This window comes from Arhodomonas sp. KWT, assembly GCF_010993615.1.
This window is the reverse complement of record NZ_WNXE01000033.1, coordinates 1-25,858: the sequence shown is the minus strand read 5'-3', so window position 1 is coordinate 25,858 and position 25,858 is coordinate 1. Positions and strand designations below refer to the sequence as shown.

The 25,858-nt window shown below is 70.7% G+C and carries 26 protein-coding genes; 16 read left to right on the top strand and 10 right to left on the bottom strand.

What is annotated here, in order from left to right; genetic code table 11:
- Together G7A99_RS08085 and G7A99_RS08080 are read left to right on the top strand one after the other, a co-directional pair.
- Positions 1 to 791, top strand: a 791-nt coding sequence (locus G7A99_RS08085) for a GGDEF domain-containing protein (protein WP_163139439.1), incomplete at its 5' end; no start/stop codon positions are given.
- 169 nt (positions 792 to 960) lie between these two features.
- Positions 961 to 1,143, top strand: a complete 183-nt coding sequence (locus G7A99_RS08080) for a hypothetical protein (protein ID WP_018716668.1) — start codon at positions 961 to 963, stop codon at positions 1,141 to 1,143.
- Positions 1,144 to 1,185: 42 nt separating this feature from the next.
- Here the strand turns inward: G7A99_RS08080 and G7A99_RS08075 are convergent, their stop codons facing one another.
- The 3 genes from G7A99_RS08075 to G7A99_RS08065 form a co-directional block, all read right to left on the bottom strand.
- Complete coding sequence (locus tag G7A99_RS08075) at positions 1,186 to 2,757, bottom strand: aldehyde dehydrogenase (NADP(+)) (protein WP_163139437.1); 1,572 nt, start codon at positions 2,755 to 2,757, stop codon at positions 1,186 to 1,188.
- Between the two features lie 19 nt (positions 2,758 to 2,776).
- Positions 2,777 to 3,778 carry a 4-hydroxyproline epimerase gene (locus G7A99_RS08070; protein ID WP_018716670.1) on the bottom strand — a complete coding sequence of 334 codons (1,002 nt, stop codon included), beginning with the start codon at positions 3,776 to 3,778 and terminating at the stop codon, positions 2,777 to 2,779.
- A 149-nt stretch (positions 3,779 to 3,927) separates the two neighbouring features.
- Entirely contained in the window at positions 3,928 to 4,830 is a 903-nt protein-coding gene (locus G7A99_RS08065) for a dihydrodipicolinate synthase family protein (protein WP_018716671.1), read from the bottom strand.
- A gap of 119 nt (positions 4,831 to 4,949) precedes the next feature.
- Between G7A99_RS08065 and G7A99_RS08060 the strand changes: the two genes are divergently transcribed.
- The 9 genes from G7A99_RS08060 (at position 4,950) to G7A99_RS08020 (ending at position 13,604) form a co-directional block, all read left to right on the top strand.
- Positions 4,950 to 5,645, top strand: a complete 696-nt coding sequence (locus G7A99_RS08060; protein ID WP_018716672.1) for a GntR family transcriptional regulator — start codon at positions 4,950 to 4,952, stop codon at positions 5,643 to 5,645.
- Positions 5,646 to 6,334: 689 nt separating this feature from the next.
- Entirely contained in the window at positions 6,335 to 7,453 is a 1,119-nt protein-coding gene (locus G7A99_RS08055; RefSeq protein WP_018716673.1) for a branched-chain amino acid ABC transporter substrate-binding protein, read from the top strand.
- 72 nt (positions 7,454 to 7,525) lie between these two features.
- Complete coding sequence (locus tag G7A99_RS08050; RefSeq protein WP_018716674.1) at positions 7,526 to 8,440, top strand: branched-chain amino acid ABC transporter permease; 915 nt, start codon at positions 7,526 to 7,528, stop codon at positions 8,438 to 8,440.
- Between the two features lie 2 nt (positions 8,441 to 8,442).
- The gene (locus G7A99_RS08045) at positions 8,443 to 9,423 is read left to right on the top strand and encodes a branched-chain amino acid ABC transporter permease (protein ID WP_163139435.1); all 981 of its coding nucleotides are present in this window, start codon (positions 8,443 to 8,445) and stop codon (positions 9,421 to 9,423) included.
- A 10-nt stretch (positions 9,424 to 9,433) separates the two neighbouring features.
- Positions 9,434 to 10,213: an ABC transporter ATP-binding protein gene (locus G7A99_RS08040; RefSeq protein ID WP_163139433.1), complete on the top strand. Its 780-nt coding sequence runs from the start codon at positions 9,434 to 9,436 to the stop codon at positions 10,211 to 10,213.
- The gene (locus G7A99_RS08035) at positions 10,210 to 10,932 is read left to right on the top strand and encodes an ABC transporter ATP-binding protein (RefSeq protein ID WP_163139431.1); all 723 of its coding nucleotides are present in this window, start codon (positions 10,210 to 10,212) and stop codon (positions 10,930 to 10,932) included. The genes G7A99_RS08040 and G7A99_RS08035 overlap by 4 nt, the downstream gene beginning before the upstream one ends.
- On the top strand, positions 10,929 to 12,209 hold the full coding sequence (locus G7A99_RS08030) for an FAD-dependent oxidoreductase (protein ID WP_163139429.1): 1,281 nt from the start codon (positions 10,929 to 10,931) through the stop codon (positions 12,207 to 12,209). The genes G7A99_RS08035 and G7A99_RS08030 overlap by 4 nt, the downstream gene beginning before the upstream one ends.
- Positions 12,199 to 13,341 (top strand): FAD-binding oxidoreductase, encoded by a 1,143-nt coding sequence (locus tag G7A99_RS08025; protein ID WP_018716679.1) that lies wholly within the window; start codon positions 12,199 to 12,201, stop codon positions 13,339 to 13,341. The genes G7A99_RS08030 and G7A99_RS08025 overlap by 11 nt, the downstream gene beginning before the upstream one ends.
- Positions 13,338 to 13,604: a 2Fe-2S iron-sulfur cluster-binding protein gene (locus G7A99_RS08020; RefSeq protein ID WP_018716680.1), complete on the top strand. Its 267-nt coding sequence runs from the start codon at positions 13,338 to 13,340 to the stop codon at positions 13,602 to 13,604. Before G7A99_RS08025 ends, G7A99_RS08020 begins: the two co-directional genes overlap by 4 nt.
- 63 nt (positions 13,605 to 13,667) lie before the next feature.
- Here the strand turns inward: G7A99_RS08020 and rpoD are convergent, their stop codons facing one another.
- From rpoD to rpsU, 4 genes are all read right to left on the bottom strand, one after another.
- Entirely contained in the window at positions 13,668 to 15,503 is a 1,836-nt protein-coding gene (gene rpoD, locus G7A99_RS08015; RefSeq protein WP_163139427.1) for an RNA polymerase sigma factor RpoD, read from the bottom strand.
- 115 nt (positions 15,504 to 15,618) lie between these two features.
- Positions 15,619 to 17,358, bottom strand: a complete 1,740-nt coding sequence (gene dnaG, locus G7A99_RS08010; RefSeq protein WP_163139425.1) for a DNA primase — start codon at positions 17,356 to 17,358, stop codon at positions 15,619 to 15,621.
- A 252-nt stretch (positions 17,359 to 17,610) separates the two neighbouring features.
- A complete protein-coding gene (locus tag G7A99_RS08005; protein WP_018716683.1) occupies positions 17,611 to 18,060 on the bottom strand; it encodes a GatB/YqeY domain-containing protein in 450 nt (149 codons plus the stop codon).
- A 19-nt stretch (positions 18,061 to 18,079) separates the two neighbouring features.
- The gene (gene rpsU, locus G7A99_RS08000) at positions 18,080 to 18,292 is read right to left on the bottom strand and encodes a 30S ribosomal protein S21 (protein WP_018716684.1); all 213 of its coding nucleotides are present in this window, start codon (positions 18,290 to 18,292) and stop codon (positions 18,080 to 18,082) included.
- Positions 18,293 to 18,447: 155 nt separating this feature from the next.
- Between rpsU and tsaD the strand changes: the two genes are divergently transcribed.
- Positions 18,448 to 19,521: a tRNA (adenosine(37)-N6)-threonylcarbamoyltransferase complex transferase subunit TsaD gene (gene tsaD, locus G7A99_RS07995; protein ID WP_018716685.1), complete on the top strand. Its 1,074-nt coding sequence runs from the start codon at positions 18,448 to 18,450 to the stop codon at positions 19,519 to 19,521.
- On the opposite strand, the gene G7A99_RS07990 is transcribed toward tsaD, so the two are convergent.
- A complete protein-coding gene (locus G7A99_RS07990; protein WP_018716686.1) occupies positions 19,469 to 20,884 on the bottom strand; it encodes an NAD(P)/FAD-dependent oxidoreductase in 1,416 nt (471 codons plus the stop codon). The two genes, tsaD and G7A99_RS07990, sit on opposite strands and share 53 nt — an antisense overlap.
- Positions 20,884 to 21,558, bottom strand: coding sequence for a TVP38/TMEM64 family protein (locus G7A99_RS07985; RefSeq protein ID WP_018716687.1), 675 nt, complete (start codon positions 21,556 to 21,558; stop codon positions 20,884 to 20,886). The genes G7A99_RS07990 and G7A99_RS07985 overlap by 1 nt, the downstream gene beginning before the upstream one ends.
- 177 nt (positions 21,559 to 21,735) lie before the next feature.
- On the opposite strand from G7A99_RS07985, the gene hemB reads away from it, so the two are divergent.
- From hemB to G7A99_RS07965, 4 genes are read left to right on the top strand one after another with little or no spacing between them, the layout of a single operon-like run.
- On the top strand, positions 21,736 to 22,758 hold the full coding sequence (gene hemB, locus G7A99_RS07980) for a porphobilinogen synthase (protein WP_256379705.1): 1,023 nt from the start codon (positions 21,736 to 21,738) through the stop codon (positions 22,756 to 22,758).
- A gap of 35 nt (positions 22,759 to 22,793) precedes the next feature.
- A complete protein-coding gene (aroE, locus tag G7A99_RS07975) occupies positions 22,794 to 23,606 on the top strand; it encodes a shikimate dehydrogenase (RefSeq protein ID WP_163139423.1) in 813 nt (270 codons plus the stop codon).
- Positions 23,603 to 24,832 carry a cation:proton antiporter gene (locus G7A99_RS07970; protein WP_163139421.1) on the top strand — a complete coding sequence of 410 codons (1,230 nt, stop codon included), beginning with the start codon at positions 23,603 to 23,605 and terminating at the stop codon, positions 24,830 to 24,832. Before aroE ends, G7A99_RS07970 begins: the two co-directional genes overlap by 4 nt.
- Positions 24,833 to 24,883: 51 nt before the next feature.
- Positions 24,884 to 25,519 carry a LysE family translocator gene (locus tag G7A99_RS07965; RefSeq protein WP_163139419.1) on the top strand — a complete coding sequence of 212 codons (636 nt, stop codon included), beginning with the start codon at positions 24,884 to 24,886 and terminating at the stop codon, positions 25,517 to 25,519.
- 24 nt (positions 25,520 to 25,543) lie between these two features.
- Here G7A99_RS07965 and G7A99_RS07960 read toward each other — a convergent pair.
- The coding region (locus G7A99_RS07960) for a succinylglutamate desuccinylase/aspartoacylase family protein (protein WP_205599772.1) at positions 25,544 to 25,858 on the bottom strand (315 nt) is incomplete at its 5' end.

Here is a 25,858-nt window from a genome sequence, read left to right as displayed (position 1 = left end):
GCGAATCGCTGACCACACACATACTCGCCGAGGTGGACCTCACCGCGGACATCGCCGGCGCGGCCCAGAAGCGCTTCACCATCGCCCTGGGGCTCGCCGGCGCGGCCGCCCTCGTGGTTATCCTGCTCGCCTACCTGGCGGCCCGCAACGCCCTGGTCCGACCGCTGCACCACGCCGTCGCGGCCATCGAGCGCGGCCGGCCGATCCGGCTGCACGGCCCGGGCCGACACGTCCACGAGCTGCAGATGCTGAGCACCCACTACAACGCGCTGCTCGGCAGCACCCACGCCCGCATCCGCGGCCTCGACCGCCGCGCCAGCACGGACGCACTCACCGGCCTCGCCAACCGCGACGCCATCGAGGGCGAGCTCCGCGCCGCCGTCGCCGGCGCCCGGGCCGCCGGTGAGCAGCTCGCCGTTATCTTCCTCGACATCGACCACTTCAAGGCCATCAACGACGCCCACGGCCACCTCGCCGGCGACCACGTCCTGCGGCGGTTCTCCGAGGTCCTGCAGGAAGCGGTGCGCTCCGGCGACCACCTGGGCCGCTGGGGCGGCGAGGAGTTCATCATCGTGTGCCCGCGCACGGGCCTGGACGGTGCCTGCACCCTCGCCGGACATCTGCGCGAGCAGCTCGCACGCACCCCGATCCCGGAGATCGGACGGTGCTCGGCAAGCTTCGGGGTCGCCGCGCTCGGCGAGGAGGACGACGAGCACACCCTCGTCGCCCGCGCGGACCAGGCCCTCTACCGCGCGAAGGCCGACGGGCGCAACTGCGTACGCCTGGAATGAGCCCCGCCGCCCACGATTGTGACACGGGGGTTTACGCGCCCGCGTTTTAGTCGCACACTCTGGCGCCTTGATGCGCTGCGGCATTGCCATGGCGCACGCGGGGTCCGGGCCCGAACGATCGGGCGTGAGTGTTCAACAGGCAGACGAGAATCTGCGGCAGGAGGTAGCCATGCCGGCGACTCAGCAAGAGAGCTGCCGTGTGGAATACCGTGGCAAGGAAATCGTCATCCGCGGGCCATCGAACGAGATCCGCCGCGAGGCGAACCGCATCATCAAGCGTTTCGCGTGCAGCGCGACGCCCTACCGCCTGGCCCAGTCCTCGGACGGACAGGTCGTGCTCAAGCCCGAGTAACCCCGGGCGCCGGGCGGCGTCCGCCGCCCGGCTTCGACACCCTCAGGACTGCCACTGACCGTCGACGAACCGCCGCAGGCCGAGCGGATTGTCGTCGCGCAGCGCCTCGGGCAGCGCCCCTGCCGGGAAGTCCTGGTAGCACACCGGGCGCAGGAAGCGCTCGATCGCCCGTGTACCCACCGAGGTGGTGCGCGAATCCGTGGTCGCCGGATACGGCCCGCCGTGGACCATGGAGTGGCTGACCTCCACGCCCGTGGGGAAACCGTTGACCAGCACCCGGCCGGCCCGCGCCTCCAGCGCCGCCACCAGCTCCGCGTGATCCACCATCTCGGCATCGGTGGCCTGGATGGTCGCCGTCAGCTGGCCCGGCAGGCCCAGGGCGGCCACGCTCAGGTCCGCCTCGGAATCCACCGTCACCAGCAGCGACACCGGGCCGAAGACCTCCTCGGCGAGCTGCGGGTTGGCACGGAAGGTCTCGTAGTCGGTACGGAACAGCCGCACGCTGGCGCGCCCGTCACCCGACTCGCCGCAAGCGACCTCCGTCACCCCGGGCACCGACTCCAGGCGGCGCACGCCGGCCTCGTAGGCCTCCAGGATCCCGCCGTGGAGCATCACGCCCGGCGCGGCACCGGCGACCGCGTCCCCGGCCGCCTTGACGAAGCGCTCGAAGTCATCACCGGCGACACCGAAGACCAGCCCCGGGTTGGTGCAGAACTGTCCGCAGCCGAGCCCGACGGAACCCGCAAGCCCGCTACCCAGGGACTCGGCCCGCTCCGCCGCCGCGGCCGGCATCACGAACATCGGGTTCACGCTGCCCATCTCGGCGTACACCGGGATCGGTTCCGGGCGCGTTGCGGCCAGCCGCGCCAGCGCCGTGCCGCCGCCGAAGGAGCCGGTGAAGCCCACCGCCTTGATCGCCGGGTGCTGCACCAGCGCACCGCCGAGCTCATGGCCACCGCCGTGGAGCAGCGAGAACACCCCCGGCGGAACCTCGCAGCGCGCCACCGCGCGCATCACCGCCTCCGCGGTGATCGCCGCGGTCCCCGGATGGCCGGGATGCCCCTTGACCACCACGGGGCAGCCCGCGGCCCAGGCCGAGGCGGTATCGCCGCCGGTGGTGGAAAACGCCAGCGGGAAGTTGCTGGCACCGAACACCGCCACCGGGCCCAGCGGCACCAGGCAGGAGCGGACGTCGGGCTTCGGCGCCGGGCTGCGGTCGGGATCGCCGTGATCGATGCGTGCACCGAGGAAATCACCGGCACGCACCACCGTGGCGAACAGCCGGAGCTGCCCGGAAGTGCGGCCGAGCTCGCCGCGGATACGCGCCTCGGGCAGACCGGTCTCTGCGGGCGCACGCTCGACGAACGCCTCCACCGAGGCGTCCAGCTCCTCGGCCACCGTCTCCAGGAACGCCGCCCGGCGCTCCAGGCTCAGCGCCCGCCAGGCCGGGGCGGCCTCGGCCGCGGCGCGGCAGGCGCGGTCCACGGCGTCCGTGGTGGCCTCGTGGAAGACCGGCGCCAGCGCCTCGCCGCTGGCGGCGTTCACAGCCTGCAGCGGCTGACTGCCGTCTGCCTCGTGGCGGCTGGCGATGACGTGATCGGGATTGATCTGCATTGCGTGCCTCCTGGCGGACCTACTTCACCGTAAAGCCGTGGGCGAAGGGGTCGCGGTCGTCGATGAACAGGGTGTTGTAGCCGGTGATCCGGGCCCAGCCGGCGATACTCGGCATGATGCCGTCGTGCTCGCCGACCCGGGTCCGGGACTCGATCCGGCCCTCGAAAAGGCTGCCGATGATGCTCTCGTGGACGAAGGTATCGCCCACGCCAAGGCGGCCCCGGCCATAGAGCTGGGCCATGCGCGCCGAGGTGCCCGTGCCGCAGGGGGAGCGGTCGATGGCGCGCTCGCCGTAGAACACGGCGTTGCGGGCATCGGCACCCGCCTCGCGGGCAGGGCCGGTCCACATGACGTGGCTGACCCCGCGGATGGTCGGGTTGTCCGGGTGCACCGGCTCGATGATGGCGTTGAGGCGCTCGCGCACCACGGGCGAGAGGCGGAGGATCTCGTCCACGCTCAGCGCGTCCAGCCCCTCGAAGCCGGGCTGGGGATCGAAGATCGCATAGTAATTGCCGCCGTAGGCGATGTCGCAGGTGAGCTCGCCGAAACCCGGCACCTCGACGGCCACGTCCGTGGCGGCGAGGTAGGCGCCGACGTTGAACAGCCGCACGCGCTCGACATAGCGGCCGTCGCTCTCGTACTCGACGCCGACGAATCCCGCCGGGGTCTCGAGGTTCAGCCGCCCGGGCTGCGACGGCGTGACGAAACCCTCCTCCAGGGCCACCGTGACCGTGCCGATGGTGCCGTGCCCGCACATGGGCAGACAGCCGGAGGTCTCGATGAACAGCACACCCAGATCGCAGTCCTCGCGCAGCGGCGGGTAGAGGATCGAGCCGGACATCATGTCGTGGCCGCGGGGCTCGAACATCAGGCCCTGGCGGATCCAGTCGTACTCGGCGAGGAAGTGCTGCCGGTACTCGGACAGCGAGGCGCCCTTCAGCGGCGGGCCGCCGCCGGCGACCACGCGCACCGGGTTGCCGCAGGTGTGCGCGTCCACGCACATGAAGGTATGTCGGGCCATGGGCAGGAACTCCTGACAACGTGCGGGGCCGCCCGGCGGGCGGCCCCTGATGACGGAAGGACATAACGCCGGTACCGCCATGCTAATGCCCTGACCCGCCTGAGTCAGGGCCTTCGGACACATGGCGCGTCACCGCGGCGCGGGCGCGCTCAGTCGATGGACGGCCGGTTGGCCAGCAGCCGCTCGATGGTGGAGACCACGTACTCCCGCTCCTCGCCCTCCAGGCGCAGGCGCGGAGCCCGCACGGTCTCGCTGCCGCGGCCGGCCACCTGCTCGGAGAGCTTGATCATCTGCACCAGCTTGGGGTGAACGTCCATGTGCAGCGCCGGCATCATCCAGCGGTAGATCTCGCGGGCCTTCTCGATCCGCCCGGCCTGCAGGTGATCGTAGATGGCGACGCTCTCCGCCGGGAAGACGTTGGCGAAGCCGGAGACCCAGCCCTGGCAACCCAGGATCATGCACTCCATGGCCACGTCGTCGACGCCGGACATGAGCGCGAGCGCGTCCGGATCGATGTTGATGATGTCGGTGACACGGCGCGGGTCCTCGGAGGACTCCTTCACCGCGACCACGTTCTTCGTGCTCCGGGCGAGCTCCACCAGCGCATCGGGCTTGATGTCGATGCCGTACACCCCGGGGTTGTTGTAGATCTGCACCGGCAGGTTCGCGGCCTCCGCGGTGGCGCGGATGTGGGCGACTACCTCGCGCTGGTCGGCCTTGTAGACCATCGCCGGCAGCGCCATCAGGCCGTCGGCGCCGAGCTTCTCCACGTCACGGGCATACTCCTGCGCAAGGGCGGTGGTGTACTCCGCCACGCCGGAGATCACCGGCACGCGGCCGTTGACGACCTCGACGGTGGAGGCGATCACGCGGCGCTTCTCCTCCGCGCTCAGCGAGGTGTTCTCACCGACACTGCCGAGCATGACCAGGCCGTGAACGCCGTCATCGATCATCTGCTCGACCATCTTCTGATTCGCCTCCAGGTCCAGGGACCCGTCGGCCTTCATCTGCGTGGTGGCGGCCGGGTAGATGCCGCGCCAGTCGACCTTCATGGACTTGCTCCTCCAGGAGGTGTTGGGTTGAGGCGGATGGTTTGCGTCTTCCGCCGGGCGACGTATATTGTATAAAATATATATCGAACCCCGGGGACGCAAGGACGATGAAAGGGCCTATGGCGAGCACGGGACTCAAACGCCAGACGATGTCCGCCGCGCTGACCGACGAGCTGCGCGAGCGCATCCTCAATCTCGACATCCCGGAGGGGGAGCAGCTGCGCCAGGACACCCTGGCGGCTGAGTTCGGCGTCAGCCGCATCCCCGTGCGCGAGGCCCTGCTCCAGCTCGAGGGAGAGGGGCTGGTGACCCTCTCCGCCCACAAGGGCTACACGGTCACGGCGCTGTCGCTCGACGAGATACGCGAGCTCTTCGACCTGCGTGCACTCATCGAGGTCGACCTGCTCCAGCGCGCCATCCCGCGCCTGGAGACCCATCACATCGAGCGTGCGCGCGAGATTCTCGCCACCTTCGACGAGATGCTCTCCCGCGGCTCACAGGAGCGGGACTGGGGCCAGCTCAACTGGGAGCTTCACGCCGTGCTCTACGAACCCGCGGAGCGTCCCCGAGCCCTGTCCATCGTGCGCAACCTCCACCGCAACGCAGACCGCTACCTGCGCCTGCAGCTCAAGCTCACGCAGCGCACGAACGAGCGCGCGCGCGAGGAGCACAACCGGCTGGTCAACCTGTGCGCGGACCGCGATGTCATCGAGGCCAGCCGCCTGCTCAACGAGCACGTCCTGGCCGCCCGCGACGATCTGCTAGCCTTTCTTGCAGAACGCCGGGGCAGCGGCGAGAACACGCACGAGGAGTAGCGGCTTGCGCATCACCGTCACCACCCGGGCACCGCAGACGGACACACCCGTCCAGGGGCGCGATCGCCAGTGGCCGGGCGATGACCGCAGCGGACACGCCTGCCCGGCGGTGACAGCGGCACGTGCGGACACGGCGCCCGCCACGGGCCCGGGCGCACCCGTACCGCCGGGGACACTCGCCGACGGGACCACGGACGTGGTAAATATCAGGATCGCTGAAGCGGGCGGGTGCGACGGGGACGCTCCCCCCGCCCGGAGACCGGGATCGCGGCTTCCCCCGCAAAGCGCTCCGGACGTCGGGCCATCGCTCCCGGAGCGGGGGAGCCGGCCATCCACCTGCCGCGACAGGCTTGCGGCTGGCAGCCTTGAATTGTATAAAATATACCAATAAGCATGATAACCACGGCTCTGCGCCGTGGCGGAGGAGGGGCCGACAATCATGGAACGGGGACAGCACAGGGGAGCACCGATCTCCCGCCCGGGCCGCGGAGCGTGCCCGGTCATCATAAACGATCCCCGCCTCGCCCTCTCCGGCAGCCCCACCCCCGTGAACACCGGCGCCGGCGGCCACCGCCGTGCGGACGCCGGCCGGATTGCGTCCCCGGACAGCCACCGGGGACCTTTACGCGGTGGCACGACAGGCCACCCCTGTTGCAACGGCTCTACAACGCGTTAACGGAGAGAGCACTATGTCCAAACGTCTCACCCATCTCGCCGCGGCGGCGACCATCGCGCTGGCCGCGAGCGGTGCCGGCCATGCCCAGGAGCCGATCACCGTGGGCGTCCAGGTGCCCACCACCGGTTCCGAGGCCACTTACGGCGTCGACATGAAGAACGCGATCCAGATCGCGGTCGACGAGATCAACGCCGACGGCGGCCTGCTCGGCCGTCAGGTGGAGATCCTTGTCGGCGACTCCGCCTGTGACCCGCAGCAGTCGGTGAACGCGGCGAGCAAGCTCGCCTCCGCCGACGTCGCCGGTGTGGTCGGCGGCTACTGCTCCGGCGCCACCCTGCCGACGCTGAAGACCTACGGCGATGCCAACATCCCGTTCGTCATCACCGCGGCCAACTCGACCAAGCTCATCCCGGCGAACCCGGGCAACGCCTTCATGATCAACTCCACCGGCTACGACCAGGTGCGCAAGGCGGTGGACTTCTTCAAGAGCCAGGGCGCGAAGACGCTGGCGATCGTCGACCAGGGCGACGCCTATTCCCAGGACCTCGCCAACCTGACCGCGAAGGAGTGGAAGAAGGCCGGCCTCGAGGTCACCGTGCAGGAGACGGTGAGCAAGGGCGAGCAGAGCTTCAGCTCGCTGGTGACCAAGATCCGCTCCGAGGGCGCGGACGCGGTGTTCTGGACCGCCTACTACGCCGACGGCGGCCTGCTCATCCGCCAGCTCCGCCAGGGCGGCTACCAGGGCATCATCGCGGTGGGCGACGGCTCCAACTCGCCGAAGCTCTTCGAGATCGCCGGCCGCGCGGCCGACGGCGTGTACTGCTTCTCCAACCCGATCGCGGAGTTCCTCCCCGAGGCGAAGCAGTTCATCGAGTCCTACGGCAACAAGTACAAGGGCCGCAGCCCGGGACCGTACTCGACCCTGTCCTACGACGGCATGAAGCTGCTCGGCTGGGCCATCGAGAAGGCCGGCTCCACCGACCCGGACGCGGTGATCGACGCACTCGCCTCGGCGGACGGCGAGGCCTGGCTCACCGGCCCGATCTCGTTCACGGACAAGAACACGCTGGCGCGTTCCAACTTCATCATCCTCAAGGGTGAGCAGGGCGGCTGGACCCTGCATTCCAAGTAACCGTTGCCCCAACGGCCGGCGGGGCACCCGCCCCGCCGGCCCCTACCGGAATCCGCCGGGAGACCGTTTTCCATGTCACTGACCGACATACTCATCCAGCAGCTGGTCAACGGCCTGGTGCTGGGGTCGTTCTATGCCCTGGTGGCGCTGGGCTACACCATGATCTTCGGCGTCATCAAACTGCTCAACTTCGCCCACGGCGATATCTACATGGTCGGCGCGTTCGTCGGCTTCGGCGCGCTCTCCCTCGTCTCGGGCACCATCGGTGCCGGCTGGATGGGGATATTCGTGGCGATGTTCGTCGCCATGATCGCGGTGGGCTTCCTCGGCGTGGTGATCGAGCAGGTGGCCTACCGCCCGATGCTCTCCGCGCCCAGGCTGTCCATACTGATCACCGCGCTCGCCGTCTCCCTCGTGCTGCAGAACGCCGCGCTCGCGCTCACCGACGGCCAGGTCACCGCCTTCCGCACGGACCTCGGCTTCGGCGGCGTCTCGCTCGGGGCGGTATTCGTCAACTACACCCAGATCGTGCTCGTGGCCTCCGCGATCGTGCTCATGATCGGCCTGGAGCTGTTCGTCTCGCGCACGATGTACGGCAAGGCCATGCGGGCCGTCTCCCTGGACAAGGACATGTGCCGGCTGATGGGCATCAACGTCCAGCGCGTCATCGCCGTGACCTTCTTCGCCGGCTCGGCACTGGCGGCAGCGGCCGGCGTGATGGCCGGCGTGCAGTACGGCCGCATCTGGTACTTCATGGGCTTTCTCATCGGCCTGAAGGCCTTCACCGCCGCGGTCATCGGCGGCATCGGCAGCATCACCGGCGCCATGCTCGGCGGCCTCATACTCGGCCTGCTCGAGGCGTTCGCCACCCAGATCCCGCATATCGGCGGTGAATGGAAGGACGTGTTCACCTTCGGCGTGCTCATCCTGGTGCTGGTGTTCAAACCCACGGGGCTTCTCGGCAAGTCCGAAGTGGAGCGGATGTAATCATGGCGACGAACAAGGTCACGACCCGGCCGGCACCGGGCGCCATCGAGCGCCTGTACGCGGCCTTCGACGACCCGCGGCGGCGCTGGGCGCTGTACGCGGTGATCATCGCGCTGCTGCTGCTCGCCCCGCCCGTCGTGGGCCGCTACGGCACGGTGATCCTCACCAACGCCCTCCTCTACGTCATCCTCGCGCTGGGGCTGAACGTGGTCGTGGGCTTCGCGGGACTGCTCGACCTCGGCTACGCCGCGTTCTTCGCGGTGGGGGCCTACACCACGGGCATACTCACCCAGCAGTTCGGCTTCAACTTCTGGCTGACGATCCCCTTCGCCCTGTGCGCGGCGGCGCTTGCCGGGGTGATCATCGGCGGGCCGACACTGCGGCTGCGCAGCGACTACCTCGCCATCGTCACCCTGGGCTTTGGCGAGATCGTGCGCATCGGCGCACGCAATCTGGAGATCACCGGCCAGGCCAGCGGCCTGACGGGCATCCCCTCGCCGAGCGTGTTCGGCCATACCCTCAACGGACCGACCACTTATTACTACATCTTCGCGGCGCTCGCCGTGCTTGCGGTCATCGCCGCACAACGGCTGCTGCACTCGCGCCTGGGCCGTGCCTGGCTGTACGTGCGCCACGACGAGGACGCCGCCGAGGCCATGGGCATCAACCGCGTACGCGTCAAGCTCGCCGCTTATATCACCGGTGCGGTCTTCGGCTCCATCGGCGGGGTGTTCTTCGCCGCCAACCTGGGGGCGATCTCGCCGCAGAGCTTCAGCTTCCAGCAGTCCGTACTGGTGCTCATGGCCGTGATCCTCGGCGGCATGGGCAAGATCCCCGGGGTCATCCTCGGCGCGTTCATCGTCATCCTCGGCCCCGAGCTGCTGCGCGACATCGGTTCGCTGCGGCTGCTGGTCTTCGCCGTGATCCTTCTGCTCATCATGCTCTTCCGGCCCAGCGGTATCTGGCCGGGACGGCGTTCGTAGGGAGACCACCATGCTCTTGCAGCTCGACGACGTGGTCCTGCGTTTCGCAGGCAACACCGTGCTCGAGAACATCCGCTTCGGTGTCGCGGAAAACAGCGTGGCGAGCCTCATCGGCCCGAACGGGGCGGGCAAGACGTCGCTGTTCAACTGCATCACCGGCTTCTACCGTCCGCAACAGGGGTCGATCACCTTTGGCGGCGAGCAGCTGCTCAAACGCAAGCCCCACGCGGTGACCAAGCTCGGGATCGCGCGCACCTTCCAGAACGTGCGCCTGTTCCGGGAGATGTCCGTGCTCGACAACGTCATGGCCGGCCAGCACTGCCGCAGCCGTGCCGGCGCCTTCTCCGCGATCTTCGGCCTGCCCTCCCAGCGCGCGGAGGAACGCCGGGTACGCGAGATCTGCGAGGAGTGCCTCGAGTTCGTCGGTATCGCCGACGAGGCCGACCGCATCGCCACCAACCTCGCCTACGGCCACCAGCGCCTGGTCGAGATCGCCCGGGCCCTGGCCACGCAGCCCCGGCTGCTGCTGCTCGACGAACCCGCCGCCGGACTGAACAGCAGCGAGAAGACCGAGCTGGTGCGCCTGATCCGCCGCATCCGCGACGAGCGCGGGGTGGCGGTGCTGCTCATCGAGCACGACATGGGCCTGGTCATGGAGGTCTCCGAGCACATCAGCGTGCTCGACCACGGGCGCATCATCGCCGAGGGCACCGCCGAGGCCATCCAGAGTGACCCGGCGGTGATCGAGGCCTACCTGGGCCAGGACGAAGACGAACTGGAGCTGACATGAGCGAGACCGTACTCAGCGTCCGCGATATCGAGGCCTTCTACGGCAAGATCCAGGCCCTGCACGGCGTCACCCTGGAGGTCCGCAAGGGCCAGATCGTCGCCCTGCTCGGCAGCAACGGCGCGGGCAAGACCACGACGCTCAAGACCATCTCCGGACTGGTGCGCGCCGCCGCCGGCGAGGTCCAGCTCCAGGGCAAGCCCATCACCACCCTGGCCGCGCACAACATCGCCCGGCTGGGCGTGGTCCACGTGCCGGAGGGCCGGCACGTGCTCAAGGGCCTGTCGGTGAAGGAGAACCTGGAGCTCGGGGCGTTCACCGTGCGGGACGCCCACGTGCGCGCCGAGCGTATGGCCCACGTCTTCGAGCTGTTCCCGCGGATGGCGGAGCGCCGGCACCAGGATGCCTCGCTGCTCTCCGGCGGCGAGCAGCAGATGCTCGCCATCGGCCGCGCGCTCATGCACGGCCCCGAGGTACTGCTCCTCGATGAGCCCTCCATGGGCCTGGCGCCGAAGCTCGTGACCGATACCATGCGCATCGTCAAGCGCCTCAACGAGACCGGCGTGACCATCCTGCTCGTCGAGCAGAACGCCCGGCTCGCGCTGCGACTCGCCCACTACGGCTACGTGCTGGAGAACGGGCAGGTGCGCATGCAGGGTAGCGGCGAGGAGCTGCGTGCCGACGAGCGCATCATCCAGGCGTACCTCGGCGGGGCCGAATGAGCGCAGCCCGCCACGTCGCCGTCGTCGGCACCGGGCCGGCCGGCGAGGGCACCGCGGTGCGGCTGCTCGATGCCGGCTGGGCGGTGACCGCCTTCGACGAGCAGCCACGCAGTGGCGGCAACATCACCCGTGTACGCCGTGACGCGCCGGCGACGGCGCTCGAGCAGCGCCTCGGCAAGGGGCTCATCTGCGGCGCCGCCGTTCTCGGCGTGGCCGGCGACGGCCGGGTGACCTGGCGGGAGGCCGCCACCGGGGCGGTGCGCGAGGACACGTTCGACGCCGTGGTACTCGCCTGCGGGGCCTACGACATGCATTGTCCGGTCCCGGGCACGCCGGCGCCGGGGGTAACCAGCGCCGGCGCGCTCCAGGCCCTGCTCAAGGGCCACGGTGCCGTGCCCGCCGGTGATGTCGTGCTCGCCGGTGCCGGACCGTTCCTGTACGTCGCCGCGGCGGGCCTGTGCCGCGCCGGCGCGCGGGTCTCCGCGGTGGTCGACCGCCTGGGACTGGCGGACTATGCCCGCCTCGCACCGGCGGGCGCGGCGATCCCGGGCAACGCGCTGGAGTTCGCCCGCGACCGCGCCACCCTCGCCCGGCACGGCGTCACCGTGCTGCGCGGACGGGGAGCGGCGGCGGTGGAGAACGGGCGCCTGCGCCTGGACGACGGCCGGCGCCTCGCCTTCGACCGCCTCGGGCTGACTGACGCCTTCATCGCCCAGAGCCAGCTTCCGCGCACCGCGGGCTGTCGCCTGCGCTGGCACGCGCCGGGCGGCTACTTCGTCGCCGAAACGGACAAATGGGGGCGCAGCTCGGTGGCCAACGTGCTCGTCTGCGGTGAGGGCCAGGGTGTACGCGGCTGGCGCCACGCCCGGGTCTCCGGCGAGCTCGCCGCGATGGCGCTGCTCGCCGATGCCGGCGAGCACGTGGACACCGACCGGGCACGCCGGCTGCTGCGATGGCGGGCACTGTATGCGCATTTCGGCGAGGCCCTGGAGAGCCGGATGCACGCCCGCGCACCGGTGCCGCCGGCGGCGGCGACGGTATGCGCCTGCGAGTCGGTGCCCCTGGCCCGCGTCGACGAGGCCGTGTCCCTCGGTCTGACGGACCTCTCCTCCATCAAGGTGGTGACCCGCTGCGGCATGGGCCCCTGCCAGGGCCGCTACTGCGAGCCCCAGGTCGGCCGGGCCATCGAGCAGGCCGGGGCGGTACCGCGCAGCGCGCTCAACCAGCGCACCCTAACGCGGCCGGTCGGGGCCGGGGAGTTCGCCCGTGGCGGTTGATTGCATCGTTATCGGCACTGGGATCATCGGCAGCTTCACCGCGCTGGCGCTGCACGAGCGCGGTCTGTCCGTCGCCGTGGCGGACCGGGGCGGGCTCGCCCCCGGGACCTCGCGCAGCAGCGACGGCAACCTGCTGTCCTCGGACAAGTCCGGCGGCGTGATGCTCACCCTCTCCGAGCGCAGCCTCGTGCTGTGGTCGGACTTCGCCGCGCGCCACGGCAACCACTGCGAGTACGACCCCAAGGGCTCTACCGTGGTCGCCCGCGGCGCGGACCAGGCCGAGGCGCTCGCGGAGCACGTGGCCGGCCACCAGACGGCAGGGGTGACCTGCGAGTTCGTCGATGCCGGCTGGGAGCGCTACGAGCCGCACCTGGGACCGGACACCAGCGCCATCGGCCACTGGCCGCGGGATGCGCAGGTCCAGCCCATGCTCGCCTGCTACCAGATCGCGCGCAGCCTCAGCGAGGCGAACGTGCCCTACCGCTTCTACGACGAGATCACCGCGCTGGAACCCGGCGCCGACGCCGTGACCGTCCGCTTCGCCAACGGCGACACCTGGAGCGCGGGGCACGTGGTCCTCGCCACCGGCGTGTGGAGCAACGAGCTCCTCGAGCCCCTGGGGCTGTCGGTCCCGGTGCGCCCGCGCAAGGGCCATATCTGCGTGCTCGAGCGCGGTGACGTCGAGGTCAACTCCAAGATCGCGGATTTCGGCTACAACGCCACCGCCGAGGACACCAGCGGCGACGACGCCGCGGTGCAGACGGCGGCAATCATCGAGTCCACGCGCAGCGGCACCATCCTCTGCGGCAGCTCCCGGGAGTTCGCCGGCTTCGACCGCAGCGTCAGCACCGACACCCTGCGGCGGGTGATGGCGGACTGCATCGGCATCGTGCCGGACCTCGCCCGCCTCCGGGTGCTCCGCGCCTATGCCGGGCTGCGACCGTTCTCGCCCGACGGGCTGCCGATCATCGGCCCGGTGGACCCGGACGGCCGGATCGTGGTGGCCACCGGCCACGAGGGTGCGGGCCACGGCCTCGCGCCGGTCACCGGCGAGCTGGTGGCGGACCTCATCGCCGCCGGCGTCACCCACCCCTACGACGGGGCACTGCACCCGGAGCGTTTCACGGTATGAGCGAGCGAGGGTTCCGGTTCATCGACACCCCGGAGACGGCGATCGAGGTCACGGTCGACGGCGCCCTCAGGCACCTGCCCGCGGGGCGCAGCCTGCTGGCCGGTCTGCTCGCCACGGCGGACGGGGCCCCGGACTTCTTCTGCGCGATCGGCCAGTGCCAGCGCTGCCGGGTACGGGTAAACGGCACCAGCGAGGTCGCCTGTCTGTATACGCCGCGAGACGGGGATACGGTAGAGACGCCGGAGACCGGCGGGCGGGCATAGGCCGGGCACGGGGCCGGAACGCCGCGCGGCGGCCTCCGGGAAGGCCGCCGCGGGAGTGGGGCGTTACTGCTCGTCGAGGAAGCTGCGCAGCGACTCCGAACGGGTCGGGTGGCGGAGCTTGCGCAGGGCCTTGGCCTCGATCTGGCGGATACGCTCACGAGTGACGTCGAACTGCTTGCCGACCTCCTCAAGGGTGTGGTCGGTGTTCATATCGATGCCGAAGCGCATGCGCAGGACCTTGGCCTCGCGGGGCGTCAGGCCGCCGAGCACGCCGCGCACCGACTCCTTCAGGCCCTCGCGGGTGGCCGAGTCCACCGGCGACATCACGTTGATGTCCTCGATGAAATCACCCAGGTGCGAGTCCTCGTCGTCGCCGATGGGCGTCTCCATGGAGATCGGCTCCTTGGCGATCTTGAGCACCTTGCGGACCTTGTCCTCCGGCATCTCCATGCGCTCGGCGAGCTCCTCGGGCTGCGGCTCGCGGCCCATTTCCTGGAGCATCTGCCGCGAGACGCGGTTGAGCTTGTTGATGGTCTCGATCATGTGCACCGGGATGCGAATGGTCCGGGCCTGGTCCGCGATGGAGCGGGTGATGGCCTGGCGGATCCACCAGGTGGCGTAGGTCGAGAACTTGTAGCCGCGCCGGTACTCGAACTTGTCCACGGCCTTCATCAGGCCGATGTTGCCCTCCTGGATGAGGTCCAGGAACTGCAGACCGCGGTTCGTGTACTTCTTCGCGATGGAGATCACCAGGCGCAGGTTGGCCTCGACCATCTCCTTCTTCGCCCGGCGGGCCTTGGCCTCGCCGATGGACATCCGGCGGTTGATCTCCTTGATCTCGGCGATGGGCAGCCCGGTGTTCTCGCGGATCGTCGCCAGCGCGTACTGCGCCTCGATCAGGGCGTCGCGGTGCTCGGCAAGCTTGTCCGAGTGCGCCTTGCCGGCGGCGATCTGCTCGTCGACCCAGGCCATGTCGGTCTCGCGGCCGGGGAAGCTCTTGATGAACTGCTTGCGCGGCATGCCGGCGCGCTTGACCGCCACGCGCATGACCTCGCGTTCCTTGCCGCGGATGCGCTCGACGGTCTTGCGCAGGTTGTCGGCGAGGCGCTCGACGACCTTGGGCACGAACTTCACCGACAGGAACAGCGTCGCGAGCTCCTCGCGGATCTCGTCGATGCGGGGATCCTCGCGGTTGCCGGCATCCAGACGCTCCATGAGCTCCTGGTGCAGCTCGTAGATGCGATTGAAGATCTGCGCGGCACGCTCCGGGTCGGGCCCGTTGTCCGCGGCACCGGCCTCCTCATCGTCATCCTCCTCGCTGTCCGCGGTGGAGGCAGTGGAGGCGGTGGAGGCGGACTCGCCGCCCGCCGCGTCTTCGCCGTCGGCATTGTCGCGGAAGCCCCCGATCACGTCCGATAGCCGCACCTCGCCGGCCTGGACGGCCTCGTACAGCCCCACCAGGCTGCGTGCGGACTCCGGGTAATAGGCGATGGCGCGCAGGACCTGGTCGAGCCCCTCCTCGATCCGCTTGGCGAGCATGATCTCGCCCTCGCGGGTGAGCAGCTCCACCGTGCCCATCTCGCGCATGTACATGCGCACCGGATCGGTGGTCCGGCCGAACTCCGCATCCACCGACGCGAGCGCCGCCGCGGCTTCCTCGGCCTCGTCCTCGTCCGTGGTGACCGCGGTGTCGCTCAGCAGCAGCTCATCGCTATCCGGCGCCTGCTCATGGACAGTGATGCCCATGTCGTTGATCATGCCGATGATATCCTCGATCTGCTCCGGGTCGACGATATCGTCGGGCAGGTGGTCATTGACCTCGGCATAGGTCAGGAACCCCTGCTCCTTGCCCCGGGCGATGAGCTCTCGAATCTGTGACTGCTGGTCCTGGCTTGCCATATTTCGTAAATTGATGTCAGCTTGATGTATAAGGGGTAGAGGCTGCGAGCGCGACTGAACCGGGCATTATAGCCCGAATTGCCGGAATAACAACTAACTGCCGCCTCCGTTGACGTCAGCCGCGCTTGAGCGCGACCCACTCGTTCCATTCGTCCCGGGTCAGATCGCCGCTCTGAAACCTCTCGTTCAAGTATTGCAGGCGCTTGTCGTTCCTCAATGCCCGGATACGGCCGAGCGCATCGGCGAGTTCCTGCTCCAGGCCGTCCTCCGGGACCAGATGATCCCAAGTCGCCAACCGCCAGAGCGCCGCCTCGTGCTCCGAGTCGCGGAAACGCTCCAGCAGTGCGCCTGTCGTGATGTGCGGTTCATCCCGCGTGATTTCAAGCAGCTGTGCGAGCAACGGCGCCCCCGGGAGGTCGCTGTCGGCGAGCCCCGCGTCCGCCTCGCTCAAGCCGGCCCCGAGTGCCGGGCGCTGGAGCAGCAGAGCCACCGCGAGGCGCACCGGCGTGCGCCGCACCGCCGGCTCCTCCGGCGTGCTCCGCGCCGGGCGCGACGGTGTCCGTGACGGCGCCGACTCCCGGCCCTCGATCACCGCCTCCAGGTAATCGTGCTCCAGCCGCGCCAGGCCGGCGAGCCGATCGACGATCATGCGCCGGTAGACATCCGGCGGCAGGCGCCGTATCAACGGAATGGCCCGCTCCACCAGCCTCGCCCGGCCGTCCATGCTGGCGAGGTCGACCTCGGCGGTGAGCCGCTCGAACAGCCAGTCCGACAGCGGCGCCGCATCGGCGAGCAGCCGCTCGAAGCCCTCCGGGCCGTCGCGGCGCACGAGGCTGTCCGGGTCCTCGCCCTCGGGCAGGAACAGGAACCGCACCTGGCGACCCTCGCGCAGCGCCGGCAGGCTCGACTCCAGCGCCCGCCAGGCCGCCTGACGCCCGGCCTCGTCGCCGTCGAAGCAGAACACCAGGTCGCCGGTGACCCGGAACAGCCGCTCCACCTGGCGGGTGCCGGTGGACGTGCCCAGGGTGGCCACCGCGCGGGTGATGCCGAACTGGGCCAGCGCGACCACGTCCATGTAGCCCTCCACCACCACGATGTCCGGCGGGTGGCGGTCCGCCTCCAGCGCCTCGTAGAGCCCGTACAGGCCCTGCCCCTTGTGGAAGACCGGGGTCTCCGGGGAATTGAGGTACTTGGGCTCGCCGTCGCCGAGTACCCGCCCGCCGAAGCCGATGATGCGGCCGCGGCGGTCGCGGATGGGGAACATGATGCGGTCGCGGAAGCGGTCGTACCCCCGGCCGCCCTCGCGCTCGACCAGCAGCCCGGCCCGGGCAAGGTTGTCCCGCTCGCCGAGCTCGCGCAGGAGGTTGTCCCAGCCCGGCGGTGCGAAGCCCAGCGCGTAGCGCGCCGCGATCTCGCCGCTCAGACCGCGGCGGCGGAGGTAGTCGACGGCGCGGTCGCGATCGGGATGACGGCGCAGCCACCGCCGGTAGCACTCGCCGGCCCGCTCAAGCACGCGGTAGAGCGGCTCGTGGCTCTCCACGGGACCCTCGCGGGCCGACTCCGGCAGCTCCATGCCCGCCATCTGGGCCAGCGAGGCCACGGCCTCGCGGAAGTCCATCCGGTCGTACTCCATGAGGAAGCGGATGGCGGTGCCGTGCGCACCACAGCCAAAGCAGTGGTAGAACTGCTTGCTCTGGCTGACGGTGAAGGACGGGGTCTTCTCGCTGTGGAACGGGCAGAGGGCGTGGTGATTCGCGCCGGCACGCTTCAACTGGACGCGCTCGCCCACCACGTCGACGATGTCGACGCGCGCGAGCAACTCGTCAATGAACTGGTCGGGTATGCGACCGGCCATCGCGCCCTCCGCGCCGCCCGATGCGGCGTTCGGCGATCATCGGCCGATGCCCGCCGCGGAAACGGCCAGGGCCGGTGGTCGATTCACGCCCGCACCGTCCCGCCGGCCATTCTCCCGAACCCGCGGGGCGGGCGCACCGCGTGGACCCGCCACGCCGGCGTACGGAAGAATGGAAGCGGAACGAACCCTGGGACTCGCGCCCCACCCCGGTCCCGGGCAGCGGCGCGGCGCGCGCGGGAACCGGTGATGGCCCTAACCGGAAAGGCGTGCCTTCACCCGGGCACTGACCGCGCCCATGTCGGCACGGCCCTGAACCCTGGGCTTGAGCACGCCCATGACCTGCCCCATCGACCGGACGTCCGATGCACCGGTCTCGGCGATGGCGGCATCCACCATCCCGTCGAGCTCCGCGTCCGACAGCGGCTGGGGCAGGAACTCGGCAATAATCTCGAGCTCGCTGCGTTCCTTCGCGGCCAGGTCGTCGCGGCCAGCCTGCTCGTACTGCTCGAGGGCCTCACGCCGCTGCTTGACCATCTTCGAGAGCACCTGCAGGACCTCGGCATCCGAGAGCTCGGCCCGGCTGTCGACCTCCTGCTGTTTGATCGCCGCGGTCACCATCCGCAGTGCCGAGACGCGGGGCTTGTCGCCCGCGCGCATGGCCTGCTTGACGGCATCGGTGATCGCGGTCTTGATGGCGCTCACGTAGTGCGTCTCCGCGGAGCTAGTACATCCGCATCCGGCGCTGCTCGCGCTGGATCCGCTTCATGTGGCGCTTGACCGCCGCGGCCTGCTTGCGCTTGCGCACCTGCGTCGGCTTCTCGTAGGACTCGCGCCGGCGGATCTCGGAGAGGACACCGGCCTTCTCGCAGGAGCGCTTGAAACGACGCAGAGCAACCTCGAAGGGCTCGTTCTCGCGAACCTTTACGTGCGGCATGTACTGATCACCTTCCAGGAATCGGTTTTCACGATAGAATGTATGGCCTCACGCCGGGTATTCGGCGCTCGCCGAGGCGCGTAAGTGTATACGCGCCCCCGGGTAAATGCAAAATCCGGCCGTTGCGCCGGGCCATCTGTCGGAACCGCCCCGCCATGCGCGTACTCGGCATCGAGACCTCCTGCGACGAAACCGGCGTCGCCGTCCACGACAGCGCCCGCGGGCTGCTCGCGCACTGCCTGCACAGTCAGATCGAGACCCACGCCCGTTACGGCGGGGTGGTCCCCGAGCTGGCCTCCCGGGATCACGTGCGCAAGCTCGCGCCGCTCATCCGGGAGGCCCTGGAGCGGGCGCAGACCCCGCGCACCGCCCTCGACGGTATCGCCTATACCCGCGGCCCCGGCTTGGCCGGCGCACTGCTCGTGGGCGCTGCGACGGCGAGGGCCATGGCCTTCGCCCTGGACATCCCCGCAGTGGGCGTCCACCACATGGAGGCGCACCTGCTCGCGCCGCTGCTGGAGGCGGACCCGCCGGCCTTCCCGTTCGTCGCCCTGCTGGTCTCCGGCGGCCACACCATGCTGGTGCAGGTGGCCGGCGTCGGCCGCTACCGGCTGCTCGGCGAGAGCCTGGACGACGCCGCCGGCGAGGCCTTCGACAAGACCGCCAAGCTCCTCGGCCTCGGCTACCCGGGCGGCCCGGCCGTGGAGCGCGCGGCCCGCGACGGCGACCCCGGGCGCTTCAGATTCCCCCGGCCCATGACCGACCGCCCGGGGCTCGACTTCAGTTTCAGCGGGCTCAAGACCCACACCCTCAACACCGCCCGGCGCGAGGGCGACGCCCCGCAGACCGTCGCCGACATCGCCCGCGCCTTCCAGGACGCGGTGATCGACACCCTGGCGATCAAGTGCCGCCGGGCGCTGGACGAGACCGGCGTACGCCGGCTGGTGGTGGCCGGCGGCGTCGGCGCCAACGCGGCGCTGCGCGAACGCCTGGCGGAGGTCGCCCGGCGCCGCGACGCCCGCGTGCATTACCCGCGCATCGAGTTCTGCACCGACAACGGCGCCATGGTCGCCCATGCCGGCTGCCTGCGGCTGCCCGGCGAGGGCAGCCGGGACGACGCGTTCGACATCGCGCCGCGCTGGGACCTCGAATCACTTGCCCCTCCCGGGGACGCGGTTACGGCACCAGCCGCTGGAGCCAGCGCACCAGGCGCCGGGTCCCGGGGCTGAACAGCCGTCCGGAATAGGCGGTGTTCGCCGCCCGCCGGTGAATCTGTGCCAGCGTCGGATAGGCGTGGACGGCGCTGGAGAGGCGGTCCAGGCGGACGCCGGCCTGCATGGCGAGCACGATCTCGTGGAGCAGCTCGCCGGCATGGGGCCCGAGCAGCGTCGCCCCCAGGATGCGCCCACGCCGCACCACCAGCCGGATGCCGCCGGCCGGGACGCCATCGATCAGCGCCCGGTCCACCGCCGTGAACCGGTAGGTCAGTACGCGCGCGTCCGGGTAACGGGCGTGTGCCTCGGTCTCGGACAGGCCCACCGCGGCCAGCTCCGGGTCCGTGTAGGTCACCCGCGGCACCACCCGGTAGTCCGCGCGCTTCGGCCAGCGGAACACCGCGTTGGCGATCACGATGCCGGCCTGGTACTCGGCCATGTGGGTGAACGGATACAACCCGGTGACGTCGCCGCAGGCGAAGATATGGCGCCGCGAGGTGCGCATGCGCGCGTCCACGCGGATCCCGGCGGGTCCGTGCTCGACACCGGCGGCCTCCAGGCCGAGCCCCCCGGCGTTGGCCTCGCGCCCCACGGCGACGAGGATGCGGTCCGCCACCACCGGCAGGTGCTCGGTGCCCTGGTGGACCTGCAGCGTCAGTCCGCCGGGCTCGCGCTCGACGCGCTCCAGCCTCGCCCCGAGACGGAAGCGCACCCCCTCGGCCTCCAGCGCCTCGCGGAGCTCGCCGGCGACCGCCGGCTCCTCCCGCGGCAGGATCTCGCCGGCGGCCTCGATGACGGTCACTGCCGAGCCCAGCCGCGCGAAGGCCTGGGCCAGCTCCACACCCACCGGGCCGGCGCCGACCACCGCGAGGCGCTCCGGCAGCCCGTCCAGGTCGAACACGTCCTCGTTGGTGAGGTACCCCGCCTCGGCGAGGCCGGGCACCGCCGGCACCGCCGGGCGCGAGCCCGTGGCGATGACGAACCGCCGGGCACGGATACGCTCGCCCTTGACGCTCACCTCGTCCGGCGCGGTGAACCGGGCCTCGCCGAAGAGGACGTCCACGCCATAGCCGCGGAAGCGCTCCGGGTCGTCGTGGGCCTGGATCGTGTCGATGACCTCATGCACCCGGCGGCGCACGTCGGCGAAGACCGCCGGCCGCGCCGTCGCGGGCAGACCGAAGTCGGGGGCCCGGCGCATCAGGTGGGCGACCTGGGCGGAGCGCAGCAGGGTCTTGCTCGGCACGCAGCCGTGGTGCAGGCAGTCGCCGCCGAGTCGCGCGCTGCGCTCCACCAGCACCACGTCGAGGCCGAGCTGGCCGGCGACGCTCGCCGTCACCAGGCCGCCGACGCCCCCGCCGATGACCACCAGATCCCGCATCACGCGCCGTCCCTGTCCGCCGCTGGCTGAGAACGGTAGCGTCTCACCAGCCGGGGCAGGAACGCCACCGCGGCGAACACCCCCAGCGCGATCAGCACCGCCTGCACGGCACCGCGCCCACCGGCGATGGCGGCGGCCCCGGCATGCCCCACCCAGGCATAGGCGAAAGCCCCCGGGGCCATGAACACCAGGCTGGCCAGCACGAAGTGCGCCAGCGGGATGCGGGTCACCCCGAGCGCGTAGTTGAGCAGGTTGAAGGGGATGAGCGGCACCAGCCGGGTGAAGGCGACGAAGCGCCAGCCCTCTGCCTCCACCCCGTCGACCAGTCGGCGCAGCCGTCCGCCGGTGCGCCGGGCCACCCAGTCCGCGGCGAGGTAACGGGCGACGAGAAAGGCGATGCTCGCCCCGGTGGTGGCACCGAGCAGGGCGTAGAGCGTGCCCGCCCATGGCCCGAAAAGGACCCCGGCCGCCAGGGTGAACACCAGCCCGGGCAGGAAGAGCACCGTCGCCGCCGCATACAGCACCATGAACGCCAGCGGCGCCCAGGCCCCGAAGTCGTCCAGGCGCGCGCGCAGGGCCGCCACCGTGAACGCATCGCGGTACCACAGCGCAACCGCTACGGCGGCGAGCATCCCGAGCAGCAGCAGTGCCCTGGCGGTGTTTCTCGCGTTCAAGCCCCCTCCCGGCAGGATCGAATGGCGGATGCCCGCAGTCTGCCCGCCCGCCCGCGCCGGCGCCATCCGTAATCCCCGCTACCCGCCCTTGGGGGCGGACGTGATAAATCGGCATAATGATTCGATGCAAAGTTCATGCGCGCCCCACATCAGACGCGCCCACACCGGAGGTGCCCCTTGTCCCTCGACCACATCTCGACCGGCCGCTTCCCCCGCACCCGCATGCGGCGCATGCGCGCCGATGCCTTCTCGCGGCGGCTGATGCGCGAGCACACCCTGACCGTGGACGACCTCATCTACCCGGTCTTCGTCCTCGACGGCGAGAACCGCCGCGAGGCGGTGCCCTCGATGCCGGGCATCGAGCGCCAGAGCATCGATCTGCTGGTCGCCGAGGCGGAACGGCTGGCCGCGCTGGGCGTCCCGGCAGTGGCGCTGTTCCCGGTCACACCGCCGGAGCGCAAGAGCCTGGACGCCGCCGAGGCGTGGAACCCGGACGGGCTGGTCCAGCGCACGGTGCGCGCACTCAAGGAGGCCGTCCCGGAGCTCGGCGTGATCACCGACGGTGCCCTGGACCCGTTCACCAGCCACGGCCAGGACGGGCTGCTCGACGACAGCGGCTACGTGATGAACGACCAGACGGTCGAGGTGCTGGTCCGCCAGGCCCGCTCCCACGCCGAGGCCGGCGCGGACGTGATCGCCCCCTCGGACATGATGGACGGACGCATCGGCGCCATCCGCGAGGCCCTGGAGGGCGACGGCCACGCCCTCACGCGGATAATGGCCTACTCCGCGAAGTACGCCTCCAGCTTCTACGGCCCCTTCCGGGACGCCGTGGGCTCCGCGGCCAACCTCGGTCAGGCGGACAAGAAGACCTACCAGATGGACCCGGGCAACAGCGACGAGGCCCTGCGCGAGGTCGCCCAGGACATGGACGAGGGCGCCGACATGGTCATGGTCAAGCCCGGCATGCCCTACCTGGACGTCATCCACCGGGTGAAACACCAGCTCGGCGTGCCCACCTTCGCCTACCAGGTGAGCGGCGAGTACGCCATGCTCCGCGCCGCCGAGGCCAATGGCTGGCTCGACGGCAGGGCCTGTGCCCTGGAGGCGCTGACCGCCTTCAAGCGCGCGGGCGCCGACGGCATCCTCACCTACTTCGCCCGCGACGTGGCGGCCTGGCTCAACGACCGCGAGGTCTGACGCCGATGGCCGAGGCGACAGCAGGAGGGGCCCCGATGGACCGCTATGCCGTGATGGGCAACCCCATCGCCCACTCGCGCTCGCCGGAGATCCACCGGCTCTTCGCCGAGCAGACCGGCGAGGCCGTTCGCTACGAACGCATCCTGGTGCCCGAGGACGGCTTCGCCGGGGCGGTCGCGGAGTTCGAGGCCGCCGGCGGCGCCGGCCTCAACGTTACCGTGCCCTTCAAGGGCGACGCCTGGGCCCTGGCCGACACCCTCTCGGAGCGCGCCGAGCGCGCGCGGGCGGTGAACACGCTGATCATCAGCGACGCCGGACTCTACGGCGACAACACCGACGGCATCGGCCTGGTCCGCGACCTGCGCGACAACCACGGCGTGACCCTCGCCGGCGCCCGGGTGCTCATACTCGGCGCCGGCGGTGCGGCCCGCGGCGCCCTGCCCTCGCTCCTCGAGGAGGCCCCGGCCTCGGTCCACATCGCCAACCGCACGGCGGAGCGCGCCCGGGAGCTCGCGACCGCCTTCGCGGACCTCGGCGCCGTCACCGGCAGCGGCTACGAGGCCCTGGCGGAGATGCGCTTCGACGTGGTCATCAATGCCACCTCCGCCGGACTGAGCGGTGAGCTGCCGCCGCTGCCGGACACCCTGCTCGCCCCCGGCGCGTGCTGCTACGACATGGTCTATGCCGACGAGCCCACCGCCTTCGTGCGCTGGGCCCGGGCCCACGGCGCCGCCATCGCCGCGGACGGGCTGGGCATGCTCGTCGAGCAGGCGGCGGAGTCGTTCTTCCTCTGGCGCGGCCACCGGCCCCGCACCGCGCCGGTGATCGAGGCGCTGCGCGGCGCATGAGCGAGGCGCTCCAGGCCGCGGACCTGAACGCCCTGCTGGTCCTGCTCATCGGCGTGGCCACCGCCGCCGCCATGGGCCTGCGCGCCGGCTGCGAACGCCTCGGCCTGCCCCCGCTGGTGGGCTATCTCCTGCTCGGCGTCGCGATCAGCAGCGTCGACCAGGGCCTGCCGGTGCTCTCCGACCCGGTCATCGAGGGCTTCGAGCTGCTCGCCAACCTGGGCCTGGTCGCCCTGCTCTTCCGGGTCGGCCTCGGGCTCGACCCCCGCACCCTGCTCGCAAAGCTCCCTGGCGCGAGCGTGGTCTGGATCGGCGACGTGACCGTCTCCGGGCTGGCCGGCTTCTCCACCGCCCACTGGCTCCTCGGGCTCGCGCTGATCCCGTCGCTGATCATCGCCGTCGCGCTCACCGCTACCAGCATCGGCGTCGTGATGCCGGTGTGGCAGGACGCCGACGCCCTGGACGGGGAGGCCGGCTCGCTCACCGTGGACGTCGCCGAGCTCGACGACATCTCCGGGGTCATGCTGATGGCGGTGCTGTTCGCCGTGCTGCCGGTGCTGCAGTCCGGCAACGGTGCGCTCTGGGGGTCGCTGGCGAGCGCCGCCGGCGGCCTGGCGGTCCGCTTCGCCGGCTTCGCCGTGCTGTGCTGGCTGTTCGCGCGCTTCGCCGAGCCGGCCCTGCACCAGTTCCTGCAACGCTGGGAGAATCCGCCGGAGCGGCTGCTCACGGTGGTCGGCGTGGGCTCGGCGATCGCCGCCGTGGCCGGTGTGCTCGGCTTCTCGCTGGCGATCGGCGCGCTGTTCGCCGGCCTGGTGTTCAGCGCCTTCCCCGAGCGGGTGCAGTCGCAGAACACCTACCACGCGCTGTACGACTTCCTCACCCCGTATTTCTTCATCGGCATCGGGCTGAAGTTCAACCCGACTCTGCTCCTGCCCGCCCTGGGCATCGGCGCCGTGCTGGTCGTCGCCGCCGCGGCGGGCAAGCTCGCAGGCCCCTACCTCGCCGCCCGGCTGACCACGGACCGCGACTCCGCGCGGCTGCTCGCCGTGAGCATGGTGCCCCGCGCGGAGATCGCCATGGTCGTCATCCACCAGGCCCACGCCCTCGGCCCGTGGGCGATCAGCGATCACCTCTACGGCGCCATGGCCGTGGTCAGTCTCGTGACCTGCGTGGTCACGCCGCCACTGCTCGGGCGGATGCTGGCACGGCGGCGCGACAGCCGGGCATAGCCGGCCCCGGCGGCGCATGATGAGGACCGGGCTCCGCAGGGGAGACAGGCAATGACCGGGATCGAGGCGCTCGCCGCCTTCACCGTGACGGCCGGGCTGATCACACTCACCCCAGGGCTCGATACGGCCCTGGTGCTGAGGACGGCCGCGGTGGAAGGCGGCCGGCGGGCGCTGTGCGCCGGGCTCGGGGTGGCCGCGGGCTGCCTCGCCTGGGGACTGGCGGTCGCGCTGGGCCTGGGCGCGGTGCTGGCCGCCTCGGAACTGGCGTACACCGTCCTCAGGTGGACCGGCGCGGCCTACGTGGTCTGGCTCGGCATCCGCCTGATCCGGGGCGCCGGTGCGGGCCCTGACGTCCAGGATGCCGTAACGGGCCCGCACACCGGAGCCCCCGGCTGGTTCCTGCGCGGGCTGACCACCAACCTGCTCAACCCCAAGGTGGGGGTGTTCTACGTGACATTCCTGCCGCAGTTCGTGCCCGCCGGCGCCGACGTCGTGGTCTTCTCCACGCTGCTCGCGACGGTCCACGCCGTCGAGGGGATCGCCTGGTTCACGCTGCTGGTGGCCGCCACGCGGCCGCTCACCGCCGCGCTGCGGCGGCCCCGGGTGACGCGGGTTCTGGACACCGTCACCGGCGGCGTGCTCCTGGCCTTCGGCCTGCGCCTGGTCACCGGCTCGCCGCGGGCGTGACCCGCCCCCGCGCGGGCCTGCCGGTCACACGATCGGCGGCTCCGGGTCACTGCCCTGCCAGTCCTGGTCCTCCTCGAGCTCGCGGTTGAAGGCCTGGACGTAGCGGGCCACGCGGTGCACCGAGTCGAAACGGGCGACGTGGAACAGCGCCTCGCCCTCGTGGACCAGGGGCAGGTTGTTGCGGCCGATGACGATACCGCTCGCCCCCGCCTCCACGGGGATCTCGCGGTCGCCGAAGGGATCGGCGATGTAGCCAAGGGTCTGGCCCTCCTCCACGTACTCGCCCAGGGGGACGATCGCGCGGAACATGCCGTCCTGCTCGGCCCGGGTCCAGCTGCT

What these genes read in the sequence shown, in the direction of transcription:
- G7A99_RS08080 (WP_018716668.1), top strand. Translation starts at nt 961, where the DNA reads ATGCCGGCGACTCAGCAAGAGAGCTGCCGTGTGGAATACCGTGGCAAG.
- G7A99_RS08075 (WP_163139437.1), bottom strand. Translation starts at nt 2,757, where the DNA reads ATGCAGATCAATCCCGATCACGTCATCGCCAGCCGCCACGAGGCAGAC.
- G7A99_RS08070 (WP_018716670.1), bottom strand. Translation starts at nt 3,778, where the DNA reads ATGGCCCGACATACCTTCATGTGCGTGGACGCGCACACCTGCGGCAAC.
- G7A99_RS08065 (WP_018716671.1), bottom strand. Translation starts at nt 4,830, where the DNA reads ATGAAGGTCGACTGGCGCGGCATCTACCCGGCCGCCACCACGCAGATG.
- G7A99_RS08060 (WP_018716672.1), top strand. Translation starts at nt 4,950, where the DNA reads ATGGCGAGCACGGGACTCAAACGCCAGACGATGTCCGCCGCGCTGACC.
- G7A99_RS08055 (WP_018716673.1), top strand. Translation starts at nt 6,335, where the DNA reads ATGTCCAAACGTCTCACCCATCTCGCCGCGGCGGCGACCATCGCGCTG.
- G7A99_RS08050 (WP_018716674.1), top strand. Translation starts at nt 7,526, where the DNA reads ATGTCACTGACCGACATACTCATCCAGCAGCTGGTCAACGGCCTGGTG.
- G7A99_RS08045 (WP_163139435.1), top strand. Translation starts at nt 8,443, where the DNA reads ATGGCGACGAACAAGGTCACGACCCGGCCGGCACCGGGCGCCATCGAG.
- G7A99_RS08040 (WP_163139433.1), top strand. Translation starts at nt 9,434, where the DNA reads ATGCTCTTGCAGCTCGACGACGTGGTCCTGCGTTTCGCAGGCAACACC.
- G7A99_RS08035 (WP_163139431.1), top strand. Translation starts at nt 10,210, where the DNA reads ATGAGCGAGACCGTACTCAGCGTCCGCGATATCGAGGCCTTCTACGGC.
- G7A99_RS08030 (WP_163139429.1), top strand. Translation starts at nt 10,929, where the DNA reads ATGAGCGCAGCCCGCCACGTCGCCGTCGTCGGCACCGGGCCGGCCGGC.
- G7A99_RS08020 (WP_018716680.1), top strand. Translation starts at nt 13,338, where the DNA reads ATGAGCGAGCGAGGGTTCCGGTTCATCGACACCCCGGAGACGGCGATC.
- rpoD (WP_163139427.1), bottom strand. Translation starts at nt 15,503, where the DNA reads ATGGCAAGCCAGGACCAGCAGTCACAGATTCGAGAGCTCATCGCCCGG.
- dnaG (WP_163139425.1), bottom strand. Translation starts at nt 17,358, where the DNA reads ATGGCCGGTCGCATACCCGACCAGTTCATTGACGAGTTGCTCGCGCGC.
- rpsU (WP_018716684.1), bottom strand. Translation starts at nt 18,292, where the DNA reads ATGCCGCACGTAAAGGTTCGCGAGAACGAGCCCTTCGAGGTTGCTCTG.
- tsaD (WP_018716685.1), top strand. Translation starts at nt 18,448, where the DNA reads ATGCGCGTACTCGGCATCGAGACCTCCTGCGACGAAACCGGCGTCGCC.
- G7A99_RS07990 (WP_018716686.1), bottom strand. Translation starts at nt 20,884, where the DNA reads ATGCGGGATCTGGTGGTCATCGGCGGGGGCGTCGGCGGCCTGGTGACG.
- aroE (WP_163139423.1), top strand. Translation starts at nt 22,794, where the DNA reads ATGGACCGCTATGCCGTGATGGGCAACCCCATCGCCCACTCGCGCTCG.
- G7A99_RS07970 (WP_163139421.1), top strand. Translation starts at nt 23,603, where the DNA reads ATGAGCGAGGCGCTCCAGGCCGCGGACCTGAACGCCCTGCTGGTCCTG.
- G7A99_RS07965 (WP_163139419.1), top strand. Translation starts at nt 24,884, where the DNA reads ATGACCGGGATCGAGGCGCTCGCCGCCTTCACCGTGACGGCCGGGCTG.